Origin of the sequence: Terribacillus saccharophilus (assembly GCF_002272075.1) — a bacterium.
Taxonomy (GTDB): domain Bacteria; phylum Bacillota; class Bacilli; order Bacillales; family Amphibacillaceae; genus Terribacillus; species Terribacillus saccharophilus_A.
Window position 1 is genome coordinate 69115 of sequence record NZ_NPBJ01000037.1, and the last position, 23297, is coordinate 92411.

Annotated in this window: 19 protein-coding genes and 1 riboswitch; of the genes, 8 read left to right on the forward strand and 11 right to left on the reverse strand. The window is 43.0% G+C overall.

The window, feature by feature from the left end; genetic code table 11:
- Positions 1 to 28: 28 nt before the first annotated feature.
- Positions 29 to 1192, reverse strand: coding sequence for an MFS transporter (locus CHH48_RS17130; RefSeq protein WP_095220494.1), 1164 nt, complete (start codon positions 1190 to 1192; stop codon positions 29 to 31).
- 54 nt (positions 1193 to 1246) lie between these two features.
- Positions 1247 to 1346, reverse strand: a riboswitch (purine riboswitch).
- Between the two features lie 137 nt (positions 1347 to 1483).
- Here CHH48_RS17130 and CHH48_RS17135 point away from each other — a divergent pair.
- Together CHH48_RS17135 and CHH48_RS17140 are read left to right on the forward strand one after the other, a co-directional pair.
- Entirely contained in the window at positions 1484 to 1798 is a 315-nt protein-coding gene (locus CHH48_RS17135; protein ID WP_095220493.1) for an ArsR/SmtB family transcription factor, read from the forward strand.
- A gap of 94 nt (positions 1799 to 1892) precedes the next feature.
- Positions 1893 to 3059, forward strand: a complete 1167-nt coding sequence (locus CHH48_RS17140; protein ID WP_095220492.1) for an MFS transporter — start codon at positions 1893 to 1895, stop codon at positions 3057 to 3059.
- 29 nt (positions 3060 to 3088) lie between these two features.
- Here the strand turns inward: CHH48_RS17140 and CHH48_RS17145 are convergent, their stop codons facing one another.
- Positions 3089 to 3667 (reverse strand): GNAT family N-acetyltransferase, encoded by a 579-nt coding sequence (locus CHH48_RS17145; RefSeq protein WP_095220491.1) that lies wholly within the window; start codon positions 3665 to 3667, stop codon positions 3089 to 3091.
- Positions 3668 to 3806: 139 nt separating this feature from the next.
- Positions 3807 to 5942, reverse strand: coding sequence for an EAL domain-containing protein (locus tag CHH48_RS17150; RefSeq protein WP_095220490.1), 2136 nt, complete (start codon positions 5940 to 5942; stop codon positions 3807 to 3809).
- A 564-nt stretch (positions 5943 to 6506) separates the two neighbouring features.
- Between CHH48_RS17150 and CHH48_RS17155 the strand changes: the two genes are divergently transcribed.
- From CHH48_RS17155 to CHH48_RS17175, 5 genes are all read left to right on the forward strand, one after another.
- A complete protein-coding gene (locus CHH48_RS17155; RefSeq protein WP_095220489.1) occupies positions 6507 to 7625 on the forward strand; it encodes an ABC transporter ATP-binding protein in 1119 nt (372 codons plus the stop codon).
- Complete coding sequence (locus CHH48_RS17160) at positions 7594 to 8484, forward strand: carbohydrate ABC transporter permease (protein ID WP_095220488.1); 891 nt, start codon at positions 7594 to 7596, stop codon at positions 8482 to 8484. The genes CHH48_RS17155 and CHH48_RS17160 overlap by 32 nt, the downstream gene beginning before the upstream one ends.
- Positions 8485 to 8496: 12 nt before the next feature.
- Positions 8497 to 9321 carry a carbohydrate ABC transporter permease gene (locus CHH48_RS17165; protein WP_095220487.1) on the forward strand — a complete coding sequence of 275 codons (825 nt, stop codon included), beginning with the start codon at positions 8497 to 8499 and terminating at the stop codon, positions 9319 to 9321.
- Between the two features lie 103 nt (positions 9322 to 9424).
- Positions 9425 to 10702: an ABC transporter substrate-binding protein gene (locus CHH48_RS17170; RefSeq protein ID WP_095220486.1), complete on the forward strand. Its 1278-nt coding sequence runs from the start codon at positions 9425 to 9427 to the stop codon at positions 10700 to 10702.
- 51 nt (positions 10703 to 10753) lie between these two features.
- The gene (locus CHH48_RS17175; RefSeq protein ID WP_095220485.1) at positions 10754 to 12109 is read left to right on the forward strand and encodes an MBL fold metallo-hydrolase; all 1356 of its coding nucleotides are present in this window, start codon (positions 10754 to 10756) and stop codon (positions 12107 to 12109) included.
- A gap of 676 nt (positions 12110 to 12785) precedes the next feature.
- Here CHH48_RS17175 and CHH48_RS17185 read toward each other — a convergent pair.
- The 3 genes from CHH48_RS17185 to CHH48_RS17200 all read right to left on the reverse strand — a co-directional run bounded on the left by CHH48_RS17185 (position 12786) and on the right by CHH48_RS17200 (position 17343).
- Positions 12786 to 13940 (reverse strand): CynX/NimT family MFS transporter, encoded by a 1155-nt coding sequence (locus CHH48_RS17185; protein WP_245840429.1) that lies wholly within the window; start codon positions 13938 to 13940, stop codon positions 12786 to 12788.
- 139 nt (positions 13941 to 14079) lie between these two features.
- A complete protein-coding gene (locus CHH48_RS17190; protein ID WP_095220483.1) occupies positions 14080 to 14451 on the reverse strand; it encodes an iron chaperone in 372 nt (123 codons plus the stop codon).
- Between the two features lie 546 nt (positions 14452 to 14997).
- Positions 14998 to 17343, reverse strand: coding sequence for a family 43 glycosylhydrolase (locus CHH48_RS17200; protein WP_095220481.1), 2346 nt, complete (start codon positions 17341 to 17343; stop codon positions 14998 to 15000).
- Between the two features lie 287 nt (positions 17344 to 17630).
- Here CHH48_RS17200 and CHH48_RS17205 point away from each other — a divergent pair, with 287 nt between their 5' ends.
- Positions 17631 to 18065: a DUF6508 domain-containing protein gene (locus CHH48_RS17205; RefSeq protein WP_095220480.1), complete on the forward strand. Its 435-nt coding sequence runs from the start codon at positions 17631 to 17633 to the stop codon at positions 18063 to 18065.
- A 32-nt stretch (positions 18066 to 18097) separates the two neighbouring features.
- Here the strand turns inward: CHH48_RS17205 and CHH48_RS17210 are convergent, their stop codons facing one another.
- The 5 genes from CHH48_RS17210 to CHH48_RS17230 form a co-directional block, all read right to left on the reverse strand.
- The gene (locus CHH48_RS17210; RefSeq protein ID WP_095220479.1) at positions 18098 to 19195 is read right to left on the reverse strand and encodes an ABC transporter permease; all 1098 of its coding nucleotides are present in this window, start codon (positions 19193 to 19195) and stop codon (positions 18098 to 18100) included.
- Positions 19192 to 20460: an ABC transporter permease gene (locus CHH48_RS17215; protein WP_095220478.1), complete on the reverse strand. Its 1269-nt coding sequence runs from the start codon at positions 20458 to 20460 to the stop codon at positions 19192 to 19194. Before CHH48_RS17215 ends, CHH48_RS17210 begins: the two co-directional genes overlap by 4 nt.
- A 12-nt stretch (positions 20461 to 20472) precedes the next feature.
- Positions 20473 to 21405, reverse strand: a complete 933-nt coding sequence (locus tag CHH48_RS17220; RefSeq protein ID WP_095220477.1) for an ABC transporter ATP-binding protein — start codon at positions 21403 to 21405, stop codon at positions 20473 to 20475.
- Between the two features lie 107 nt (positions 21406 to 21512).
- Positions 21513 to 22145: a response regulator gene (locus tag CHH48_RS17225; RefSeq protein WP_095220476.1), complete on the reverse strand. Its 633-nt coding sequence runs from the start codon at positions 22143 to 22145 to the stop codon at positions 21513 to 21515.
- Positions 22138 to 23277, reverse strand: a complete 1140-nt coding sequence (locus CHH48_RS17230; RefSeq protein WP_095220475.1) for a sensor histidine kinase — start codon at positions 23275 to 23277, stop codon at positions 22138 to 22140. Before CHH48_RS17230 ends, CHH48_RS17225 begins: the two co-directional genes overlap by 8 nt.
- Positions 23278 to 23297 lie beyond the last annotated feature (20 nt).

Sequence of the window (23297 nt, forward strand, 5' to 3'; positions counted from 1 at the left end):
GCGGACATATGACATGTCCGCTTTTTCTTTATTGATTTTGAACTGTTTTCCGAACCATACTTCGTAAAGACCATATTGCGAAAGCAAGGGAGATAACGACCAAAAGACTGCCAACATGTGCTGTTGTCTGCATGGAAGAAGTAGCACCGTTTACGACTCCTCCAACCAATGAACCTAACGAGATACCAATCTGCAGTGCCGAATTATTGAAGCTCTGATGAATGCCAGCTGTTTCCGCATCTGTTTCCACTATATAATTCTGTAATGGCGGTGCCAGACTCCAGCTTAATGCAGCCCAGATTACCATAACTACAAGGAATAATGGGAAGGAAACCGTAGAGAACGGAAGCAGGAATAAAATAATTGCAAATGATGCCACAACAAGGATGATACTCACCTTTGATCCGAATTTATCAGCCAGGCTGCCTCCAAAGGCTCCGCCGCCAACTGCAGCAATACCGAAGATAAAGTAGCAAATACTAATCCACTGCGTATTCAGACCTAACTCTGATTCCAGGAAAGGTGTGAAATAAGCGTAAATCGTATAGTGACCCGCAAGCAGGAACAACATTGTTAAATGTGCTGTCAGCATCTTTTTATTACGCAGTGCTTTCAGCTGCGATTTCAAGGATTGCACTTGGTCTACCTCAATACGATCGAGCGTGAATGCAATTAATATCATAGAAAGCAAAGCCATTAAACCAATGAACAAAAACAGCATTCTCCAGCCAAAGGCATCACTGATGATAATACCAATTGGCACCCCAAGTACAAGCGAGGAACTGATCCCCATGTAAATAAGACCGATTGCTTTCGCACGATGCTGCTGCTTCACGATCTTCGCCGCTATCGTCAAAGAAAGAACTATAATTAATGCTGTACTCATGGCAGTAACAACGCGAGCAATCATGACAAAGAGGAAGGACGGACTCATATAAGTGATGACATTCCCCAGTACAAATATACCTAACGTCAGCAGCAAGAGCTTCTTCCGCTCAATATTTGCAGTCATCGTATATAAAATCGGGCCAGACACCGCATAAACCAAAGCGAATACCGTAATAAGCTGTCCTGCCTGTCCAATCGAAACCTGCAGATCACTCGCAATGGTTGGCAATATACCCCCGACAATCAGTTCAACTAACCCTACCGATATAACAGAAATAGCTAATATAAAGACTCTGAAATTCAATTTCCATTTCCTTTCTATATCCTATTTTCGAAAATGGCACATAAAAAACTCCCCAATCACAGATTAAAAATCTGTAATCAGGGAGTTATGGCTCCTGGTAGAGACCCTCAAACCAAATTATTGAGGTTATACAGTGTAACACGAACGTATTCCATTTTCTTATAACATTATAGCAAGATACTGACATAACTGCAAGATGGAGCAAGATTTCATGAATCACCCCACCAATTACCAAATAGTTTAAAGTTATTATGGTTGCTTTATCGGAAAAACTCGATATACAATAGACGCATGAATACAATCGAACTATTCAAAGCTTTGTCGAATGAGAAACGACTGCAAATACTGCATTGGCTTAAAGAACCGGAGAAGCATTTTCCCAAGCAGCAGGCTCATCTGCCGAAGGAGGTTCATTACAAGGGCGGTGTCTGTGTCGGCGACATTCAAGAAAAGGTCCAAGCTTCTCAATCCACGGTTTCGCAATATCTGGCCATGATGCAACGTGCTGGGTTATTGGAGTCTATCCGCTATAACCAATGGACATATTATCGCAGAAATGAAAAAACAATTCAGAAGCTAGCAGCTTACCTGGATAAAGAATTATAACGACTTACAAGAGATCCTTTACGGATTTCTTTTCTTTCAACTTTGAATATCGGCTTATTACGATATACAAATATACAACAATTGGAGTGACACGATGGCTTTAACTAAGAAACAGACATTTTTAGCATTTACATTAACTTTATTGACGTTCGTTATGGGAACAAGCGAATTCGTCATTGTTGGCTTACTGACAGAGGTAGCTGCCGATTTAAACGTAACGGTAGCATCTGCCGGTACACTTGTATCAGGATTTGCTATTGCCTATGCAATTGGTACTCCCCTCTTAACTGGTTGGGTAAGCCGTTTTCCGAAGTATCCCTTGATGCTCACACTTATTATCGTCTTTATTCTAGGTAATATTATCAGTGCGTTAACATCATCCTTCGGCGTTTTACTTGCAGCACGAATTGTGACTGCAGCAGCGAGTGGTGTCCTTACCGCTTTGGCAATGACAGTAGCAAGTGATACTATGCCAGCGGCGAGACGTTCTTCCGTAATTGCACTCATTTTTGCCGGATTCACGATTTCCAATGTCTTGGGTGTACCGCTTGGCACGTTCATAGGGCAGCTAGGCTCGTGGCATCTGACATTCTGGACAACTGCACTGCTTGGAGTGATTGCCTTCATCATCAGCTTGTTCATCTTACCAAAGACAGCAGCGGGCGAGAAAAGCTCCATAGTGAAGCAGCTTGTTCTGTTTAAGAATCCAAAAATACTTGTCGGTTTCTTCATCCCGACATTCAGTATAGCTGGAACGTATACGATCTACACGTATATCACACCTATCATCGAGGACGAACTAGGTATTGCCTCCAGCTCTGTCGGGCTTGTTCTGCTTGCATACGGACTCTTCTCCATCGGCAGCAACTTCCTGGCTGGTAAGATTGCCGGCCGTAACGGCATTGGAGATCTGCGTTACGCATTCATCATCCAAGCAGTCATCATTGGCTCCCTGTACGTGACAATGGATATTACAATTGCTGGATTGATCAGCATCATGCTGATGGCAGTCATGATTTACGTCATGAATGCAACCATTCAAATCTATCTCATGGATCAAGCAGCAGCTTATTCCACAGCTGCTCGGGATTTTGCTTCCTCACTGACTCCTGTATCCGTCAATATCGGTATTACACTTGGCTCCGCTTTAGGTGGAGTGATCGTTGCATACGGGAACCTGCCTAACCTTGCAATCGTGGGCGGGATATGTGCCCTTATCGCCTCCCTATTATCGTTTATCAGTTATCGAATGGAGAACTGATACCTATACATGAAAAAGACAGGTTGTTATCAACCTGTCTTTTTCGTATGTAAGAAATCAGATTTAGTTATTGCGTACATTTTCACATCACGCTGTGCTCCTTTTATATAAAGCAACTTCCGTAATGTCCCTTCATATAACATACCGGCCTTCTGCATGACTCTCTCCGAACCGCTATTTTCCACATCACATTTCGCCTGAATCCGCTCAAGTTCCATTTGCTCAAAACCAAATTGAATGACTTGCTTTGCTGCCTCCGTCATATAGCCTTTTTGCCAATACGGCTGCGCAAGCACATACCCTATTTCGCCCACATGATGATTTTGCTGCCAGGAGACATAATTGATTGTACCAATCAGGCGCTTCTCTTCCTTAAGCTCAATTCCCCAAAAAACAGCCTGATTACTTTCGTATAAACTAAGAATGATATCTAGGAATTGCTGTGTATCGTCAATTGATTTGTGAGTCGGCCAGGTAACAAATTCTGAAACAGCAGGATCCGAACCATAGGCATATATTGCTTCTACATCTGATGGAGTCAACTTACGAAGAAGAAGACGATCGGTTTCTAAGGATGGAAGATTCTCGAGTACGTGTTCTGTTTGCATTTTAAATTACCTCCTATTATTGCTCATATAGCTATTTTTACATATATCTTCCACAATAAATATCTCAAACTACCAAAAAAATTAAAAACTCCCTGATTACAAAATAGCTGTAAACAGGAAGTTCTATTAAGATGAAATCTTATCCCAGAAATGACCGATAAATATTCTTGCCGTCCTTCTTTGCCTGATACAAAGCAGTATCCGCACTGCGCATTAGCTCATATCCCTTTGTGCCATGAGCCGGATAAAAAGCTATTCCGATACTAGAAGTTGTCTTAAATAGATTTCTGCCTATGTTCCATGCTCTCTGAAAGGACGCCCGGATATTGTCAGCAGTGAGAATCGCATCCTGTTCCTCCTCGATTCCTGGCAAAAGAATCGTAAATTCATCGCCACCCTGCCTCGAAAGTACATCCTCATCCCGCAGGCACCCCTTCACCCTTTGTGCGAATTGATTAAGCAGCTCATCACCTACATCATGCCCTAGTGTATCATTGATATCTTTAAAATTATCGAGATCCAGATACATGACAGCTACTTTCTTCTTCGTTTGCTTCGCTTCTTCCAGCGCTTGTTCCAGCTTTTCCTTAAACAGCCTTCGATTCGGCAGTCCTGTCAACGTATCATGATAAGCCATATATGTCAGTTTCTCTTCATATACCAATCTTTCCGTAATATCACGTGAGACAACAAGGAAATGATTAAATATTCCAGTCTCATCAAAGATAGGATTTGCTTTCGCTTCCAGCCAAATCCAATCACCTCTAATATTCTTAAAACGGAATTTCAGCACGCGCCCTTCTTTGGTCTCCACCATTTCGTCCAGCTGCTCTCGTATCTTCCTTCGGTCATCTGCATGCATGAAATCTCCTGCATACTTTCCCTCATACGCTACAGCCGGGAACCCGAGCACTGTTACGTGTGACGGCGAAGCATACTTGAAATAACCATCCCAGTCTATGATACAGAGTAAATCTGACATATTCTCCGCAATCAAGCGATATCGTGCTTCACTCTGCCGTAGAGCTTCTTCAGCATTTACTTTTTCAGTGTCATTCAGATGGAAGTCAGGCTCCTTTTTATCCGTGATATCCACTGAACAGCCAATCACCTCGACAACCTTCCCTCCTCTTATAATAGGGCGCAAGGTGGTAACATATCGTAATCCCTGCACATCCGATTCGTAAACGACGTTTTCTTCCCCATTCCATGCCCGTTCATAAAAAGACTTTTTTCTGTCTGCTTCTTCTTGAGGAAGGAATTCATTCAATTCCTTTCCGATAAGTTGCTGCGGGGTATATTCCATACGATAAATCAGTTCGCCATCACTAAAGCCATGGATAAATCTTCCGTTCTCTTTAGTGAATTTGAAAATCATGCCTTGCTGTTTCCGAACTGTTTCCTGCAGGTCCTGCTGCGTTCTTTCCGCACCCCATTGCAGCCACGTCTCTCTGGATGACTCCGGAGAAATACCTTCAATCGGAATGACTTCTTCCAATATCGGAATGATGTTCACTAATTCCACTGGCGGTACTGGTTTACTGAAAAGATATCCTTGTGCTTCGTCACAGAGATTCTGCTGGAGAAAGACAAGATGATCTTTAAATTCTACACCCTCGGCAATAACTTCCAGCTGCAATTGATGCGCCATTACAATAATCGTTTTGACAATGGTAGCATCCTTAGAATCATTGGTACAATTCCGTACAAATGACCGATCTATTTTAATGGAATCTATCGGAAATTCCTTCAAATGATAGAGCGAGCTAAATCCGGTGCCAAAGTCATCCATGCTGATGCGGACTCCTATCTGTTTCAGCTTGTGTAAAACTGGCAGGACAGAATCGACATCCATTGTCATGGACTCGGTAATCTCCAATTCCAGATATTCCGGAGCGAGCCCCGATTCATCTAAGATAGACTGTACCTTTTCCGCCAGCCCATCCACAAACAACTGACAAGCTGATAGATTGACCGCCATAATCATAGGAGACAGACCTTTTTCCTGCCACGCTTTATTCTGCTCACAAGCGGTCCGAAGTACCCATTCTCCAATAGGTAAGATCATTCCTGTCTCTTCAGCAGCAGGAATGAAATCCAGTGGAGAAATGATTCCTCGCTCAGGGTGCTCCCAGCGAATCAGCGCTTCCACCCCGCATAACCTGCCTGTCTTTAAGTTGAGCTTCGGCTGGTAAAGAAGACAAAACTCCTCTCTATCCAATGCGTGACGAAGCTCTTCTTTCAATTTATCTTCATTTAATTTATATACATTCACTATCGCAACACCTCGTTCTGCTAGGTCTTTAACTCATGCTGCTGGTTTGCTTGGTAATAATTTTCGTTGTATTAAACTGCTATAATTGCTGTGATAAATGCTTCTGTTATATACGCTTCATGATTATACAACCAACCCCGGCTGGATACGATACTTTCTGTTAATCCAAATATAGGAATTACAATACTTTTCCACAGCTGAATCTTGCCTGATTATTGTATCTATACCCTATAAGATGAGAGCCGATTCTTAATAAAAAAGGTGAACGAATTAAAACCGTCAGCGCTTCATTGCTGACGGTTGTTTGTTTTTCACTTATCCAATTTATTTGCTTTACCAAGTTCACTTCTTCTCACATTTCTCCATTCTCCAAGAGACTATCATCGTTCCATCTATCTAAAGTTCATTTTTATGGTCAAAATTCACCCAAGATTACAGAATAACACACGATTTTGCCAGCTTTCCGCTGTAAAGTTTATTTTTACAAACCCTTAATAGTAAATTGATACTAGTCTGATAGTATTTACTTGAATTTTCAAATAGAAAACTATGGGGGAAATCATTATGGATATACATCTTAATCAGCTTTCAATGGTTTTCGATAATACTACAGCTGTTCAGGAAATGACAACTACCATCAAGGACGGCGAGCTCGTTTCCCTGCTCGGACCGAGTGGCTGTGGGAAAAGCACAACCTTAATGCTTCTTTCCGGTTTGTACAAGCCTACTTCCGGGTCGATTCATTTCGGTGATCAAGACGTAACGAAATTGGATGCAGAGAAACGCGGTATCGGGATGGTTTTTCAAAGCTACGCATTATATCCCCACCTCTCCGTTCTGAAAAATATCATGTTTCCGCTGAGAATGAAAAAAGTACCGAAGAAAGAAGCAGAAGCTCGGGCCAAAGAAATGGCTGAACTTGTCCAAATTGGGCATTTATTGGACCGAAAGCCAGGTCAATTATCCGGCGGCCAGCAGCAGCGGGTGGCCATTGCCAGAGCATTAGTCAAGAAACCGAACGTGCTTTTGCTGGATGAGCCGCTTTCTAATCTGGATGCGCGTTTGCGTCTGGAGATGCGCGAAGAGATCCGTCGCATTCAGCAGGAGATCGGTATTACTGCAATCTTCGTCACGCATGATCAGGAGGAAGCACTGAGCATCTCCGACCGCGTCATGCTGATGAAAGATGGGATTATTCAACAAGAATCCGCACCACAGAACATGTACAAAAAGCCGGAAAACGAGTTTGTAGCATCTTTTCTTGGCAATCCTCCAATCAATCTGATGACGCTAACTAAAACCCACGAATCTACTGTCTATCGTCTGGCAGATTCAAAGGAAATTATCCAGCTGCCCGCACTGCCACCTGAAGATATGGAGACAGTACGACTGGGAATCCGAGCAGAAGATCTGTTCCATACAACAGAGAACCCGCTTTTCCAAGGTGAAATTATACATATTGAAACAATCGGACGCGATACACTGATCCGCATGCAAGTCGGCAGTATCACCGTACGAGCGTTGGTTGATCCTGAACAGCAGCTGCAAATTGGAGATGCTTATAGCTTAGGAGTCCGCCCGGGGAACGTCCATTATTTCCATTCTGAAAGCGGAAAGCGACTCCCACTTCAAATGAGAGGCGGGAACTGGCATGCAAAAACCAACGTGGAAGAGCACGCTTAAAGGCTATCTCTATTTGTTACCTGCTTTACTCATCCTGGTTGTGTTCAGTATCTACCCGATCATCAAATCCTTCTTGATGAGCTTTTATACCGATTATGACTTCTTTTCGGACACAGTTAATGCTTATGGTCTAGAGAACTTCACGAAGCTATTCCAGGATCCCAACTTCATTACTGCATTAAAAAATACCGGCATATTCGTCATTGGCGTCGTGCCGTTGTCAATCATCATTTCATTAGCGATTGCTGTTTTACTGAATAGCAAAATCAAGCTAAGTGGATTCTTCCGGACGATCTACTTCCTGCCTTTCGTCACTTCAGTGGTAGCTGTTGCAATTGTTTGGAGCTGGATTTTCCATTCAGATTATGGCCTTTTGAACTATATACTCGGTCTGTTCGGCGTCGATCCGATCGATTGGCTGACGAGCCCAACCTATGCGATGCCCGCTTTAATCATCTTAAGTATATGGAAGGGACTCGGATTTAATATCATCATCTTCTTAGCCGGCTTGCAGAATATCGGAAATCAATATTATCTAGCGGCAAAAGTGGATGGTGCGTCTGCTTGGAATCGCTTCAAGAGCATCACGCTGCCTTTGCTGTCTCCGACAATGTTCTTTGTTTCAATCATTTCCATCATTAATGCATTCAAAGTCTTCGATGAAATATTTGCGCTGTTCAACGGAAGACCAGGACCAGCCAACAGCGCCTTGACCGTCGTTTACTATGTGTATCAAAAATTCTATGAAGAATGGGAATTCGGTCTGGCCACAGCTGCTGCCTTTGTCCTGTTCCTTATCATCTTCCTCTTCACTATCATCCAATTGATAGTCGGAAAGAAATTTGTACATTACAACTAAGGAGGAATTGGAATGCGCAAGGAAGCTTTATCAAAAGGCACAATCTATATACTGCTGTCATTAGGCGCCATCCTCATGCTGCTGCCGTTCGTCTGGATGATCAGCACATCGCTAAAAGCTCCCAATGAAGTTATGGCGATGCCGCCCGTTTGGATTCCTTCTGAATGGCAGTTCGGAAACTACAGCGAGGCGAGTGAATCTGCTCCATTCGGCACTTATTTCTTCAACAGTATTGTTGTAACGGTGCTGACTACGATTGGAGAGTTATTGACGACTATACTAGCTGCCTACGCCTTTTCCCGGATCAACTTTTATGGCAAGGGTATCGTGTTTGCTGTTTTGCTTGGAACGATGATGGTTCCTGGAGAGATGCTGCTGATTCCCAATTTCGTCACTGTCTCAAACTTAGGCTGGATCGACTCTTATGAGGGTCTGATTGTTCCGTGGATCGCCAGCATTTTCTCAATCTTCCTATTGCGCCAGTACTTCTTCTCGGTACCGCAGGAGCTGTCCTATGCGGCTAAAGTGGATGGATGCAGCGACTTCAAGTTTCTCTGGTATGTGATGGTACCATTGGCCAAGCCCGCACTCATCACGATTGCTTTGCTGAAAATCATCGGCAGCTGGAATGCCTTCCTATGGCCATTGATTGTTACCAACTCCCAGGAACTAAGGACTCTGCCGGTAGGACTCTCAGCATTCACAACGGAAGCCGGCATCAAATATGAATTACTCATGGCTGCTTCGACAATGGTAATCCTGCCTATGCTGCTTTTATTCTTCGTCATGCAGAAATACGTCATTTCCGGTGTAGCCCGAAGCGGTTTGAAAGGCTAAGCATGACAAAAGCACTTATTGGAGGTGATGACCAGGGAATCTACCGCAGCACTTCGCAACTGATCTTGCATACTACCAAACCCCTTTAAGGAGGAAGACAAATATGAAAAAAGTAATATCTGTACTGTCCTTATTTTTGGTTCTGTTTTTAGCTGCTTGTAATAATAGTTCCGGTGCCAATGCCAATGGAAGTGACGCAGACGGACCTGCAGAAGTAGAATTCTGGCATGCAATGAGCGGACCGCATGAAGAAGCCATCAAAAAATTTGCAGATGATTTCAATAGCACACATGATGACATTACGATCAAACCTGTGAATCAAGGAAGCTATGAGGACTTGCAACAGAAAATCATGGCTGCTGCCAAAGCTGGAAACCTGCCTGATATGGCACAGGCTACAACAAATGTCATCCCAGAATACATTGATAACAAATTTATCACTTCTTTGAATGACTTTATCGAGGATCCGGAAGTTGGCTTATCCGAAGACGAATTGAATGATTATATCGAAGTATTCCGTGACTCCAGTACGTGGGATGACACATACTACAGCTTGCCTTTCAGCAAGAGCACACGTGTGCTTTTCTACAACCAGACACTGCTTGAAGAAAATGGCCTGGAAGCACCTAAAACTTGGGACGAGCTACAGGAAGTTGCAAAGACTGTAACAAAAGACGGTGTTGTCGGCATGGGCTTTGAGAACTCTTACGAAGCGGAATTCCAAGGCATCCTGAAACAAATGGGCGGTACGTATATGGATGAAGCAACTGGCGAACCAGAATTCGCTTCCAAAGAAGGACAGGAAGCAATGGGAATGATTAGCGGTATGATCGACGAAGGCATTGCTCGTACAGCTGGTGAAGATGAGTATATGTCCAACCCATTCGGCCGCGGTGATGTTGCGATGTATATCGGTTCCTCTGCTGGTATCCCGCACGTTGGCGGCGCTATGGAAGATGGCATCGAATGGTCTACTGCACCAATCCCTACTTTGGACGGCGAGGCTGCTACAACATTTGCCGGCAATGACATCGTAATCTTCAACCAAAGTGAAGAAGCAGAACAAAAAGCTGCTTGGGAATTCATGAAGTATTTGACTAGCCCTGAAGTAACTTCTGAGTGGTCCATGCTTTCCGGATACTTGCCTATCCGTCAATCTGCATTGGATACAGAAGAATATCAGAAATTCCTTGAAGAAAACCCAGCCTACAAAGCAGGCACAGAGCAATTTGATGCCGGATTCTTCATCGCTCGCGTTCCTGGCGGAGATGCAGTACGCAACATCGTGCTTGAGGAAATGGATTACATCCTCCAAGGCATGAAGACAGTAGAAGAAGGTCTGACAGAAGCACAAGAACGCGCAAAAGCTGAATTACAATAATAAATGATTGGCAGGGTTATCCCCTGCCTTTTCTTTTAAGAGGTGACAGACATGAAGACAACTATCAAATTTTGGGGCGGGCTGCGCACGATTGGCGGTAATATTGCAGAAGTAACTTATGGGAAGGATCGAATCATCTTTGATTTCGGACTTGTCTATAATCCTGCCAGCAGCATCATTGATACAAAAGAACGCAAACAGAGCTACGTGCTGGATATGCTCAAGTTAGGCGCTATTCCCGCCATTGATGGCATCTACAGCAAAGAATCTTTAACAGGAGACAGTTTTTCTGCAGTAAAACCAGAACCGCTGGAAGAGTCATCCTACCAAACAGCTGTATTCATCTCCCACCTTCATCTAGATCATATGGGTGCCATGGATACACTATCACCACAGATCCCTGTTTACATGACGGAAGACTCGAAGCAGCTTTATGATGCACTGGAACATGTCGGCGAAGGATTATCATTACATAAGGAAGCAACCGGGATGTCATTTGGTCAAACTATCGAGGTAGGAGACATACGCATTACACCTATCCCAGTAGATCACGATGTAATCGGCGCCGCCTCCTTCCTCATTGAAACACCTGACCTCACAGTTGTGAACTCGGGTGATCTGCGAATGCACGGTGCACATCCAGAATACACAGAAGGCTGGCTAACTTACATGGCCACGCGAGATATCGACGTATTGCTCATTGAAGGCACCACTTTCAACCCGGATAAAAAAGACACAGAAACAGCATGCAAGGAGGATGCGGATATTCTTATAGTCGGAAAGGATGCACTTTCCCAAAAGCAAGGTCTAGGGATATTCAATATCTACCACCGGAATATCGATCGAATTAACACTTTCCTTCAAATGGCCAAGTTAACAGGCAGAACACCGGTCTTAGAAGCACCGACAGCTTATCTGGCAGATCACTTCTTACATGATGTTCATTTCATGGTCTACTTGGGCGACAGCAGCAAACATGCCGTGATTACCGAGCAGCTGCTGACAAAATATAAAGCTGTAACTGCCTTTGATATCAATCAGAATCCAGCAGGATACCTGCTGCAGAATAGCTATCATTCTATTCAAAATTTACTTGATCTGGATTTGAAGGAAAGCATCTACCTGCATTCCAATGGCATGCCTTTAGGTTCCTTCGATCCTGCTCACCAAACGATGTATGCGCTGTTGGAACGCTTCGGTGTATCCTATCAATCTCTGAATGTATCTGGACATGCCAAGAATGAAGATATTCTATATATCATTGATAGAATCAAACCACGTGTGCTTGTTCCATGGCACAGCCATTATCCAGAACTAGTTAAGCCGCTTGATTCGAAGCAGGAAGTGTATTATCCGAAACTCCTTGAAAATTGGCAACCAACTTTATCTAAGTTAACTAATTCATGAGTATTTAATGCAAATAATTGAACCCGAAACAAATAATGTTCCGGGTTCTTATAATACGGTTGGATATTCAGCTGGTATATACACAAATGCTATTTCGAGATCAAAGAAGCAATATACTTTGCCCACCAAAAAAGTATGAATAATAAACTAAACAAGGTAATATATGCAGCTGGATAAAAATTACCCAATCCGTAAAAAAAGAACTCCAATTCGTTTCCCTGACTCCCCCTCATCAAGCTATTATACATTCCAGATAGACAAAATACAGGAATAGCTACAAGTGCAGTTAATATGGATATTAACAGGTTCCGCCTTTTAAATATACAAATTATACTGACCAAAAAAGTAAGTGCAGTAAAACTAAAAATCGTGACCACCACAGCGAGAGGAAGATTCTCCATTTTTACTTTTCACTCCTTTTGTTAACTATACTACCATATTACAGAAAATTAGTACTTTTCGATAAATTAAGCTATTGAAATATGTAAATATCTGGTATGCCATTTGTTTATCTTAGTCTTAATGTTGACCTTACATTTAAAGGTAAGTACTGAAAAAGGATTTTCTGAATGCAAAGAAGATTGTGAAGATATAAATTGTGATTACTAAATAAAATCGGCGGTGCAGCTATATATAAAAAGGCTAACTCCCTGTAATAAGGAGTTAGCCTTTTTGATTAGTGTTGCTGATTGATATACGCGTTTTTCCCCGCTCCCATACCAACAATCCAGAGCACTACAGCCACCGCAACCAACAATGCTAGCGGCACTGTCCAGCTTGACGTAACATCATGAATTAAGCCAAATAATGTTGGCCCTACTGCGGCTAATAGATACCCGACAAACTGTGCCATACCTGATAATTCTGCGGATTCCTGAGCTGAGTGTGTCCTCAATACAAAAAACATTGTTGCGAGACTGAACACACCGCCTCCCGCTAATCCGAACAGCAAAACACTGATGACACTAATCCAGGCAATACCCGTCAACAACCCGGAGAAGCTCATAACGAAACACAAAGCTATTATGCTCACTATGCCCCTTTGTCCTGCAAGACGACCTGCTAGGATCGGGAGCAAAAATGAAGTCGGCAAGCTGCAAAGCTGTGTGAGAGCTAAAAGCCAGCCAGCTGTTGATTCACTAAAGCCTTGATTTTGAAGTATTGTGGGCATCCAGGTAATCATGATGTAATACAATAGCGATTGCAATCCCATAAAACCTGTTACCTTCCAGGCGAGACCCGAGGACCATAGTTTCTTTCCTTTCTTAGGAAGGGAAATGGATGATGTTATTACTCTCTGGCGTAGCTGCGGTATCCAAGCGCCCATCGTTACAAGCGTCAAAATCACCCATACTGCGAGTGAGCCATGCCATCCACTGCCAAGACCGTTTGAAAGAGGAACACTAATTCCTGAAGCGAGTGCAGCCATCCCGTTCATGGTCATCGCATAAGCTCCAGTCATCACGCCTACATTTTTAGGGAATTCCCGCTTGATCAAGCCCGGCAAGAGTACATTCCCCATGGCGATTCCGATTCCTGCTAAAGCCGTACCAACGAAAAGCATCCATACTGGTGAGAAAAACCGAAATATAAGTCCAACAGCTATGATAATCAGTCCGGCAAACAAAGTTCTTTCAATACCTACACGCCTAGCAATTCTTGGCGCGACCAGCGCAAATACAGCAAACGCAATCAAAGGCAAAGTAGTCAGCATGCCCGTTGCAGCATTACCTATGCCTGTATCTGAACGAATATTGTCTATTAAAGGGCTTAACCCTGTTATCGGAGCGCGCAAATTAGCACCGACAAGCAGAATGCTTAAGACTAACACAGCAATACCAATACGTGAGGCGTTTTGTCTTAATTGATTAGATTGTTCCATATGTCTTCTCCTTACTCTGTCCAGCAAGCTCGGAATCTTGAATTCCCAGCAAAGAAACACCTTTAGAGGTGCTTCCAACTCACTCACTTTATTTTCTCCAAAAAGTCGTACAGTCTGCCTTGTCTGTAATATTGAACTCTATCATTCTTTCTAATAATGAATAATCAACAGGTCCATCCCATTTGATACGAACCAATTGCTTCGTATGGTCATAGCCTGCTTGCACAATATCATCAGAAAAATAATCTATTCCCGCCTTTTCCGGAGCAACAGCCAAATGCTGTTTGGCGATGCTAAAGCCAATAATAAATGTACCGTGATCCGTAAACATAGGCTGATTCCAGGCTATTTTCGGCTCCATAGCAGGAAATTTCTCAGCCACCCATTTCAGCACTTCTTCCGTTCGTTCCCGGTGCTGCGGATTATCAATTTGAGCTAGATATTCTGCGAATGCTTCCATTTTACTTACCCCCAAGAAAAATTATTGAAGATCTTATTGTATCCCTACTATAACCACAAGCCTTGAAAAAGAAAAGATGATTAGTAATAGATTGTTCTATTACCGACTTTTTACTAGGAATCTATCACAAGAAACTACCTACTATACCAATCAAACTGCAAACTATACCTAACACTACAAACTTGCGTCCTTTTAGTTTTCTCTTCTTAATCTCTCTATGGGCGATGTACGCAATCCCTAGTCCGAATCCGCCTAGAGTTGCTCCATTATCCCAAAAAATGACTCCTAATATTGATAAGATTCCTATAACAAGAGAGAATATAGCTTCATGACAATACTCTAAAGCCTCTGTTTGGTTCTTATATCTCTCGGTACGCAACATCATCACCCTAACATAAACTTTCACTTTGTATTTTCCATTATAAACACTAAAGGAATATTATTCCTAATCCATATTAGAATCACTGTTAATACTTATATTAATTTTAATTTATGAGTTAAAGCAAAAGAACACCTCCTTCACAAGAGGTGTTCTCATACTGCCTATTAGTTAGCCAGTTCTGTTATTTCCGTTTCACTCAACGCCTTCCGATACACCGCAACATCATCCATCTGCCCGCCAAAGAACGCATCCGCAGCATACCTGCTTCGCCCTAGATAGTTTGTATTTCCAAGAATATCAGATGGGTTAGTCGTTATATTTTCATTTGTTCCTGCAAGCTCTCCATTCACGTACAGCTTTCCGGTATCTCCTTCAAGCGTCACGGCAAGATGCACCCATTCCCCTGTAGCTAATGCCTCATCAGTCGTGATATTCTGATCTACTCCATTATGAATCGTAAATCGCAGCTTGCCGCTGCCGTCAGATGGCGTGAAGAACATGTTCTTGCCGTTGCTTTCACCTATATCAAAGATTCTCTGCCATGCTACACCGCCTTGCCAGTTCACCCGGGCGGAAAATGTGAAATCCTCTGCATCTGCAACCAGAGGGGCAAGTTCCACATACGCATCTTTTCCATCCAACGCTAGCTTTCCATCCTCGGTTTGCACAGCATTTCCATTCAATTGTGCTGGCAGATTGCTGCCGGAAGAATCGGCCGCTTCCTTACTACCTGGATCGCTGAAATTATATTGTGCTATTTCTGGCTCAGATGCCTGTTGCTTCACTGTCACTTGGAATGTTTTCGTATCTTTCTTTTTTCCTGCTTGAATACTTGCGGTCAGCGTAGCTTTGCCGTCTCCGCTTCCTGCCGCTGGCCGGTGTATCGTACCATCAGCCTCGATCACTTTTGGATTGGATGACGTCCATTTGATCGCGGATTCATGAGTCCCTTCTGTCGGCAGCTCTACATTCTGAAATAAATTATCGCTGTTTGAGATGCTCAGATCCTTCTTGACTTCTGAAACAACCTCTTTATCTTTCATGTCTTCCATTCGGTTGCCCCAGACTGCGACGCCTTTGTCAGATAAAGCAGTGAAAGTTGTATCATATTCTTCTGCCGCTTCGTCCCACTGTTTCAGGAAGAACCCATTATACTTCTCGCCATCAATTGTCAGGGTAATCTCATTCTCTTTTCCGTACTTCCACTTTCCTTTTACAGCACCTTCGACTTTTCCGTTCTCTTTCAGGGTGATTTGTTCAGAAGTTTTCACATCAGCAGAAATATCTTTTCCATGATTCACATACTGATAGTCACCAGCCATATCCTTGCGTTTAATCTTCGCTTCTTTCTCATTGGTATTGCGAGATGGAGCTACGACTGGCCAGCCTTTATCGTTCATATGCATCTGATGTACCCGCACCTCATGTTCCTCCCCGCGCTCTGGGAAACGAGAATGGAAGATTAAATAATGATTCTTCGTATCCTCATCATAAAAAGCAGTGTTATGTCCTGGTGAGACATAGCCAATACCCGGGTCCTGTCCTGGATCACCGACCTTCTTCTCGAACAAGTTGTTTCCAAGCAGCTTCACGCCATAAGGTTCAATTGACTTATCATCAAACAGAGGTAAATTCGGATCTGCTTTCACATCAATCATGTCATTCCCTTCTGCGTCGTAGAACGGACCATCTGGAGACTTAGAACGCGCCACACGAATATTGTAGCCGCCAACAGCATCCAGCCCACCGAATGATAGGAACATATAGTAATAATCTGTTTCTGGGCTGTACATCATTGCTGGCCCTTCAATCCGGCTATGGTTGCCACCCATCAGCTTCTTCCCATACCCCTGTCCTGGAAGCGGTTTGCCTGTCTCCTCATCCATTTCCATAATGAAAATACCGCCAGAGTAAGATCCATACACCATCCATAGCTTGCCATCCTCGTCATAGAACACATCAGGATCCACCACATTCGGATGCTTTGTCGCATCATAAATCGTACCGTCCTCGCTAGGCTCATCCCACATACCTGACTTCAGGATAATCCCCGTATCCTCATAAGGTCCTTCAATATTATCCGCCACTGCCACACCCATTGCAGAACGTGGTGAATCCCCTTTACACGCATTGTAGTACATATAAAACTTCCCATCCGCCAGTTGAATTACATCTGCCGCCCAGAGAGTATCCGTCTGTGCCCATTCAAGTGTCTCCTTGAGTTCTTCCGTTACATTAGGAATGAGTTTATTTCCATCACGTACACCCAAGTCGACCATTTTCCATTTCATAAGGTCGTTCGTTTTTGCTGCAGCTAGGTGGGAACCGAACACATAGTACTGGTCGTCCACTTCAATGAAGGATGGATCATGAACAGAAGCATTCTCAAATACAGGTACCTTCTCTTTTTCGCCTTTATCCTTTGCCAGAGTATCCGCGCCTGGAATTGCAGGTATAAGTAATGCGACCGACAACATCGACGTTACGAGTATACGTTTGTTAGCTTTCATCTCTTTCCTCCTCAATATATGATAACGCTTTCATAACACTAGTTTAAGATTAGGAGGAATGGAGAAAGTTGTCAATAAGTATAAAATCCTTGTTTTATAGATAGATTCTTTATTATTGATATTGAAAATAGCATTAGAAAAGTATAGAAGCAGAACTTATACGTACAAATACCATTGTCAATAGATTAGTTGAAGATATTAGTCTATCTTAAACAAATCGCAAAATCAGAGATTTTATATGATTCAATAAGAATACGATATAATCAAATAAAAGGAGGATGGTGTTTATGGACGGAAATCCAGATAATATACAACTCATAAACGAATTAGACCTGTCGAAAACAGACGCTTGGGAAGAATTGCGTTCTGTTGCGGAAGGGATGACAGACGAAGATCGTAATGTGGTATGGTCAAATGGAGGAAACGAGCAAGCATTAAAATACCCCGTCTATAGTGAACGTATAAACAAGGCCACGAGTCTGCTATATACTGTCGGCGCAATAACTCCTTTATACAATTGGAGAAGTAACGGATTGCCAGACTACTCGTCAGATACAGAGTTAAGCGTTGCAGATGCGATTCGAGCTGCTACTTATATAGTGCGCAGTGAACGATTTGGGGATGGAGCCATAGCAAAAGCAGTCGAGATTGGTTTATTTGATAGTATTTTACATAGCTTGATCAAATGGTATGATGAGAAACGAAAGAGCCTCGATGCGTAATCGAGGTTCTTTTGTTTCATATAAGCAATCTCTTAACTGCTCCGCCGCTCCACAAGATTAATCCCCACTCCCATAGCCACGACACCAATCAACAACATATACAACAGAGACATCATGACATCCTGCAAACCAGCACCATAGAACACAACCGACATAATCGCTTCCATTGCATGTGCCAGCGGGAACAGATCCGCAATAAACAGTAGCACAGGATTCGTAATCGTTCCCGGCATCATATAAGCTCCGCTGACAAGCGGAATTAGCGGGATGACGGACGGATAAATGGCATAGAATTGCTCCGGCGTCCTGACAAATCCTGTAATCAACATGGCAATACTGATCATGCCAAAAGTAAAACACGCTGCAATGAGGATGATCAGCCACAGACTATCTCCGACATCATAACGCAAGACATATTTAAACACGACTAGCACGATAACTATTTGAAGCATCGTAATCAGAAAACTATACAACAAATAACCACTGTACATACCAGTTTTCTTCATTGGCGATAAAATCATCCGATCCCAAATACCAGCAACCTTATCTTGTGTCACATTGTTAACCTTGAATCCAAGGATGAACATCGAGATCAAGAATGTGAAGGAAAATAACAGCTGTGTTCGGATGTTGTACGCAGGAATCTGTTCACTATCCAATCCTTGCGCTTTCAGCTGAAATGGTGCATCTTCTAGGTAGCTCTCCATTTCATCCCGGACATCTTCTCCCACTTGTGACTCAACCGCACTGATTTGTGCTTCTTGCTGAAACACCTTATCAACATGTCGTTCTACAGAAGAAACGGTCGGCATATTTTTGGAGACCAGTAATCGGTAATCATCCTCCATGACCTTTACTGATACATCGATATTGCCTTTCTTTATATCTTCACGCGCTTCTTCTGGTTCCACTATTTCAAATGTAAAGGAGTCATCGGTATTTAACAATGCTTCCCACTTATCTTCTATTTCTGCAGCATCAGCTTCTTCACTGAAAATCCCAACTGTTGTCGCGGACTGAATGCCACCGCCAAATAAAATGGCAGCTACAATACTTCCCGCAATCAACAATAGAACGAGCAATGGATTTCGTTTGTCCTTTGAGAATTGCACCCATAATACATTTTTCATTGTGCTCTCCCCCTTTTCGGAAACAAAGCTAAGCCAATGAAAGTGAATAATAAGAAATAACCGATCATGAACATGCTTGGCTGGAAGATGGATGACAGATTCTCAAATTGTACCCACTCTGTCAGTATGGACAGAAATAAACCGTTTGGAGTCCATTCTCCAATTTGCTGCAGCCATTCAGGCAGCATATAAATGGGAACAAATCCTCCTCCTAGCGTACCGAACAGCAAAGTAAGGAACATAAAAATCCCATTTGCTGCATCAACACTATTCATTCGCAATAACATTGCCGTATAAATAGCCGCTAAACCCGACAGCACCAAAGCGAGCAAGACTATCATCACGAAGACACCACCCCAAAAGGCTATCGAACGACCCGGAAATACATCCATAAGAAAGTGGGATACAAGTAATACAAATATAATCTGCAGTACAACCAGAAAAATCGTGGAAACCATTTTACCAATTAAAAACCGCATTGGATGGCTGTTCGCTAATAAGATTCGGTTGAATACTTGGTCCCTGATTTCCACTCCTGTTTTCATCGCTACCGTCGCTACGACGAATAAGGCAAATAACCCTCCTAAAGCTATCGTAAAGTACTGGGTCATCGTGAAGTCGTGCGCGGTGCCTATATCCTCCAAACCACCTTCAGGAAGATCAGCCTCTATTTCTGCACCACCCGTTATTTCCTGCATTGCAAATTGATAATTTAATTGCTCAATAAATCCTTGTATAAACTGTTGTAGAGCACTGCTATCTGTCGTCTCTTCTTCTATTTTATAAATCAATGATGTAGTTGGAGGTTCGCCTGCGAAGCTCGCATATAAACTATCCGCGGTATACCCCTGGGGGATGACTAGCATACCATCCAGTTCGCCCTCTTTGACTTTCTCGGCTGCTGCCTTTTCCTCCAGATGATGAACCGTCACCCATTCCTTTACATCGTCACTTTCCAGATAATCCGATAGCAGTTGAACAGGCTGTATCTCTCCCGCAGCTTCCAAGATAGCATTTGCCTCTTGCTCTTCAAAGGCAGCATCACGAACCAATCTTTCCTTCAGCTGCTCCATTGCTTCCGTCTCATTATCCTGATTGACCACGGCTAACTGTAAATCCATTGATACTTCATCACCACTATCAAATAACCCAGCAAAAGCAAAATTCAACACGATAACCAAAATAATAGGAAGCAACAGGACCGTGAGCAGCTCTTTCCAGTCCCTTAAAAATATCAACAAATCTTTCTTGATGAAACTTCGCATCACGACACCCCTTTAATCTCTCAGCGTACGTCCGGTTAAGTGAAGGAATACATCTTCCAAACTAGGCGTTTCTGTTTGGAAATGAAGCAATTGGATTTGATGCTGTTCTGTAAGATGGACCAATTTGCTGATCAAGTTGCTGCCTTTTGCGGCTATAATTTTCAGCTGCAATTCCGTTACTTCTGTTTTATGAACTCCTTCAATTGTCTTTACTTGCTCTACAAAGGCTTCATCCAGCTTGTTTAACTCCACCTTTATCTTATCCTCGGTCGACAATATACTGAGTAATTCATCTTTTGTTCCTGCTGCAATGACCTTGCCGTGATCCATAATGTATAATCGATCGCAAAGCTGCTCTACTTCTTCCATGTAATGACTCGTATAAAGAATTGTCGTTCCATCTGTCTGATTCAACGCCCGTACAGCTTCCAGGATATGATTTCTCGATTGCGGATCGATACCGACTGTCGGTTCATCCAATATTAAAATCTTCGGGCGATGCAATAACGCCGCCGCTATATTAAGCCTGCGTTTCATCCCGCCGGAATAGGTCTTAACCAAATCCTTTTTTCGATCATCCAACCCGACAAACTCCAAAGCCTGCTGAATAGCTTTCTCCAGTTCTTTGCCCCTCAATTTATAAATCGATCCAAAAAACTTAAGGTTCTCATAGGCGGACAGCTCCTGATATAGCGCCAATTCCTGTGGCACCACACCAGAAACGCTTCTGATCTCACCCGGTTTAGTAATCGCGTTCACACCGTTCATCGTTATTCTTCCGCTTGTCGGCTTGATCAAGGTGGAAATCATCGAAATTGTAGTTGATTTCCCGGCTCCATTTGGACCGAGCAATCCGACTGATTCTCCATCTGCCAAGTACAAGTTGAGATCATGAACAACTTTCTTTCCTTTGAAGGACTTACTTAAGTTGATGGTTTCCAGCACGTTTTTTCCTCCTTTATGTTGTTACTTGCATCATAAATAAAAAAAACCAAAGCCACTACTGACTATGGTCATTCTGCAATTGGGCACTTATTACTTTCGTCACTTTTTTATACGAGACGATGACGTATCGCATAAATAGCTAACTGTGTCCGATCCCTTAATTCCAATTTATCTAAAATGTGACTCGTTTGATTTTTCACAGTCCCAACCGATAATCCTAGTCGTTCGGCCACTTCCTTATTATTCAATCCTTCTCCTATACACTTCAATATTGCTCTTTCCCTCGGGGTCAATGTTGAGTCGATTTGCCTTTCTTCCTGGTTTTGCAGTAAAATCGGCATCACTTTCGAAGCAACCTGATCCTCCAAGGATAAGCCGCCGCTCAATGCGCTTTTAATGGAGCGAATGAGAGATGCTGTATCCCCGTTTTTCAGCATATAACCGCTGACTCCCAGCCTTAAGGCACTCAATACATATTCATTATCGTCAAATGTAGTCAGCATGAGGATCTTGATATGAGGGAAGCGCGAGCGGAGGATTTTCGCTGCTTCAATGCCATCCATCACAGGCATGCGGATATCCAAAATGGCCACATCGAAAAGCCGCTTCTCACATAAGCTGACCGCTTCCTTCCCATTATTCGCTTCCCCGATGACGCGAATCTCGTCATCCGTTTCAATCATCATCTTTAAGCCTTGGCGAACCATCACTTGATCTTCTGCCAGCAAAATTTTAATCATCAGAACCGCCCCAGTCTGCTAATCTTATCGTGCCTCTCACCAAAAAGCGGTGCGTCTCATAATCGATCTCAAGCGTTCCGCCCACTTTCTCTAAGCGCTCCCGCATCGCCTTCAACCCGTACCCTTCCTGAAAGTAACGATCATGCATCGCAGCATTGATCACCTCAAACCGAAAAATACTGCCTCCAGGAGCTTCGAATATGACTTGCGCCTCTCTTGAAGAACTATGCTTCATAATATTCGTCAATGCCTCCTGTACAGCCCGAAAGATTGCAAATGACTGCTCACCCGTCAAAGGAGCCGCAAACGCACCATGCTTTACAGAAAAATTGATCTTCATAAAACTCTCTATCTCTAATTTCCGAATAAGTCGGATCACACCCTGCAAACCGCCCACTTCATTTTGCTTGAATGACCGCACCGCCTGCCGTGTCTCCTCCAAGCTCTGTTCAGCCAGCTCTTTCAGCTTCCCGACCATCTCCTTATCCTTCTCAGCCGCTGTTAACCGAAATGCCTCAAACTGAAACAGCAATGCCGTCAGCTTATGCCCGACCGAATCATGAATCTCATGTCCAATTAGCATCCGCTCATCTTGTCTTGCTTGTTGCTCCTCTACAAGAAGCTGTCTTTTCATTCTTCTGTATTCTTCGAGTAAGGCCTCATTGCTTAAGCGCGCCTCTTTTTCTCTGTTATGTATAACTTGATGATAAAGCAAGGCGACTACTAGTAAAAGGTAATATAATGCACACCATACTAATTGAGTAATGCTAGGTGTCGATAATATTAAAATCACTGCAACACTCGCAATTTGAACAGCAATTACTATTAAACTTTTAGTACGTGAAAGATAAAAGACTGCTTCTGCCATAATTAAGGATTGTATGAGGATCGGATATGGGCTTAAGTCGTTGCTTATAGGATAGAAGATGAAGATTGTCAGTAGAGCTTGTGCACAAAATAATAGGGTTTGTATCAGTGTTTTTTCTTTAAAGAGCGGAACAATGAATAACAGGACTAGAAAGACACCCACACCTGTTAGTCGCCCTGCATTTAGATTCGGGGCAAATTCCCAATATGCTAAAGTCCAAACAACACAGTGAATAGAAAGCCAAATAAAATATGTTTTTTTCAAATATAGGCCCTCCTTTCTTT

Bases quoted from the DNA above. Each gene is read 5' to 3' on its own strand.
- CHH48_RS17135 (WP_095220493.1), top strand. From the start codon at position 1,484: ATGAATACAATCGAACTATTCAAAGCTTTGTCGAATGAGAAACGACTG.
- CHH48_RS17140 (WP_095220492.1), top strand. From the start codon at position 1,893: ATGGCTTTAACTAAGAAACAGACATTTTTAGCATTTACATTAACTTTA.
- CHH48_RS17145 (WP_095220491.1), bottom strand. From the start codon at position 3,667: ATGCAAACAGAACACGTACTCGAGAATCTTCCATCCTTAGAAACCGAT.
- CHH48_RS17155 (WP_095220489.1), top strand. From the start codon at position 6,507: ATGGATATACATCTTAATCAGCTTTCAATGGTTTTCGATAATACTACA.
- CHH48_RS17160 (WP_095220488.1), top strand. From the start codon at position 7,594: ATGCAAAAACCAACGTGGAAGAGCACGCTTAAAGGCTATCTCTATTTG.
- CHH48_RS17165 (WP_095220487.1), top strand. From the start codon at position 8,497: ATGCGCAAGGAAGCTTTATCAAAAGGCACAATCTATATACTGCTGTCA.
- CHH48_RS17170 (WP_095220486.1), top strand. From the start codon at position 9,425: ATGAAAAAAGTAATATCTGTACTGTCCTTATTTTTGGTTCTGTTTTTA.
- CHH48_RS17175 (WP_095220485.1), top strand. From the start codon at position 10,754: ATGAAGACAACTATCAAATTTTGGGGCGGGCTGCGCACGATTGGCGGT.
- CHH48_RS17190 (WP_095220483.1), bottom strand. From the start codon at position 14,451: ATGGAAGCATTCGCAGAATATCTAGCTCAAATTGATAATCCGCAGCAC.
- CHH48_RS17200 (WP_095220481.1), bottom strand. From the start codon at position 17,343: ATGAAAGCTAACAAACGTATACTCGTAACGTCGATGTTGTCGGTCGCA.
- CHH48_RS17205 (WP_095220480.1), top strand. From the start codon at position 17,631: ATGGACGGAAATCCAGATAATATACAACTCATAAACGAATTAGACCTG.
- CHH48_RS17210 (WP_095220479.1), bottom strand. From the start codon at position 19,195: ATGAAAAATGTATTATGGGTGCAATTCTCAAAGGACAAACGAAATCCA.
- CHH48_RS17215 (WP_095220478.1), bottom strand. From the start codon at position 20,460: ATGCGAAGTTTCATCAAGAAAGATTTGTTGATATTTTTAAGGGACTGG.
- CHH48_RS17225 (WP_095220476.1), bottom strand. From the start codon at position 22,145: ATGATTAAAATTTTGCTGGCAGAAGATCAAGTGATGGTTCGCCAAGGC.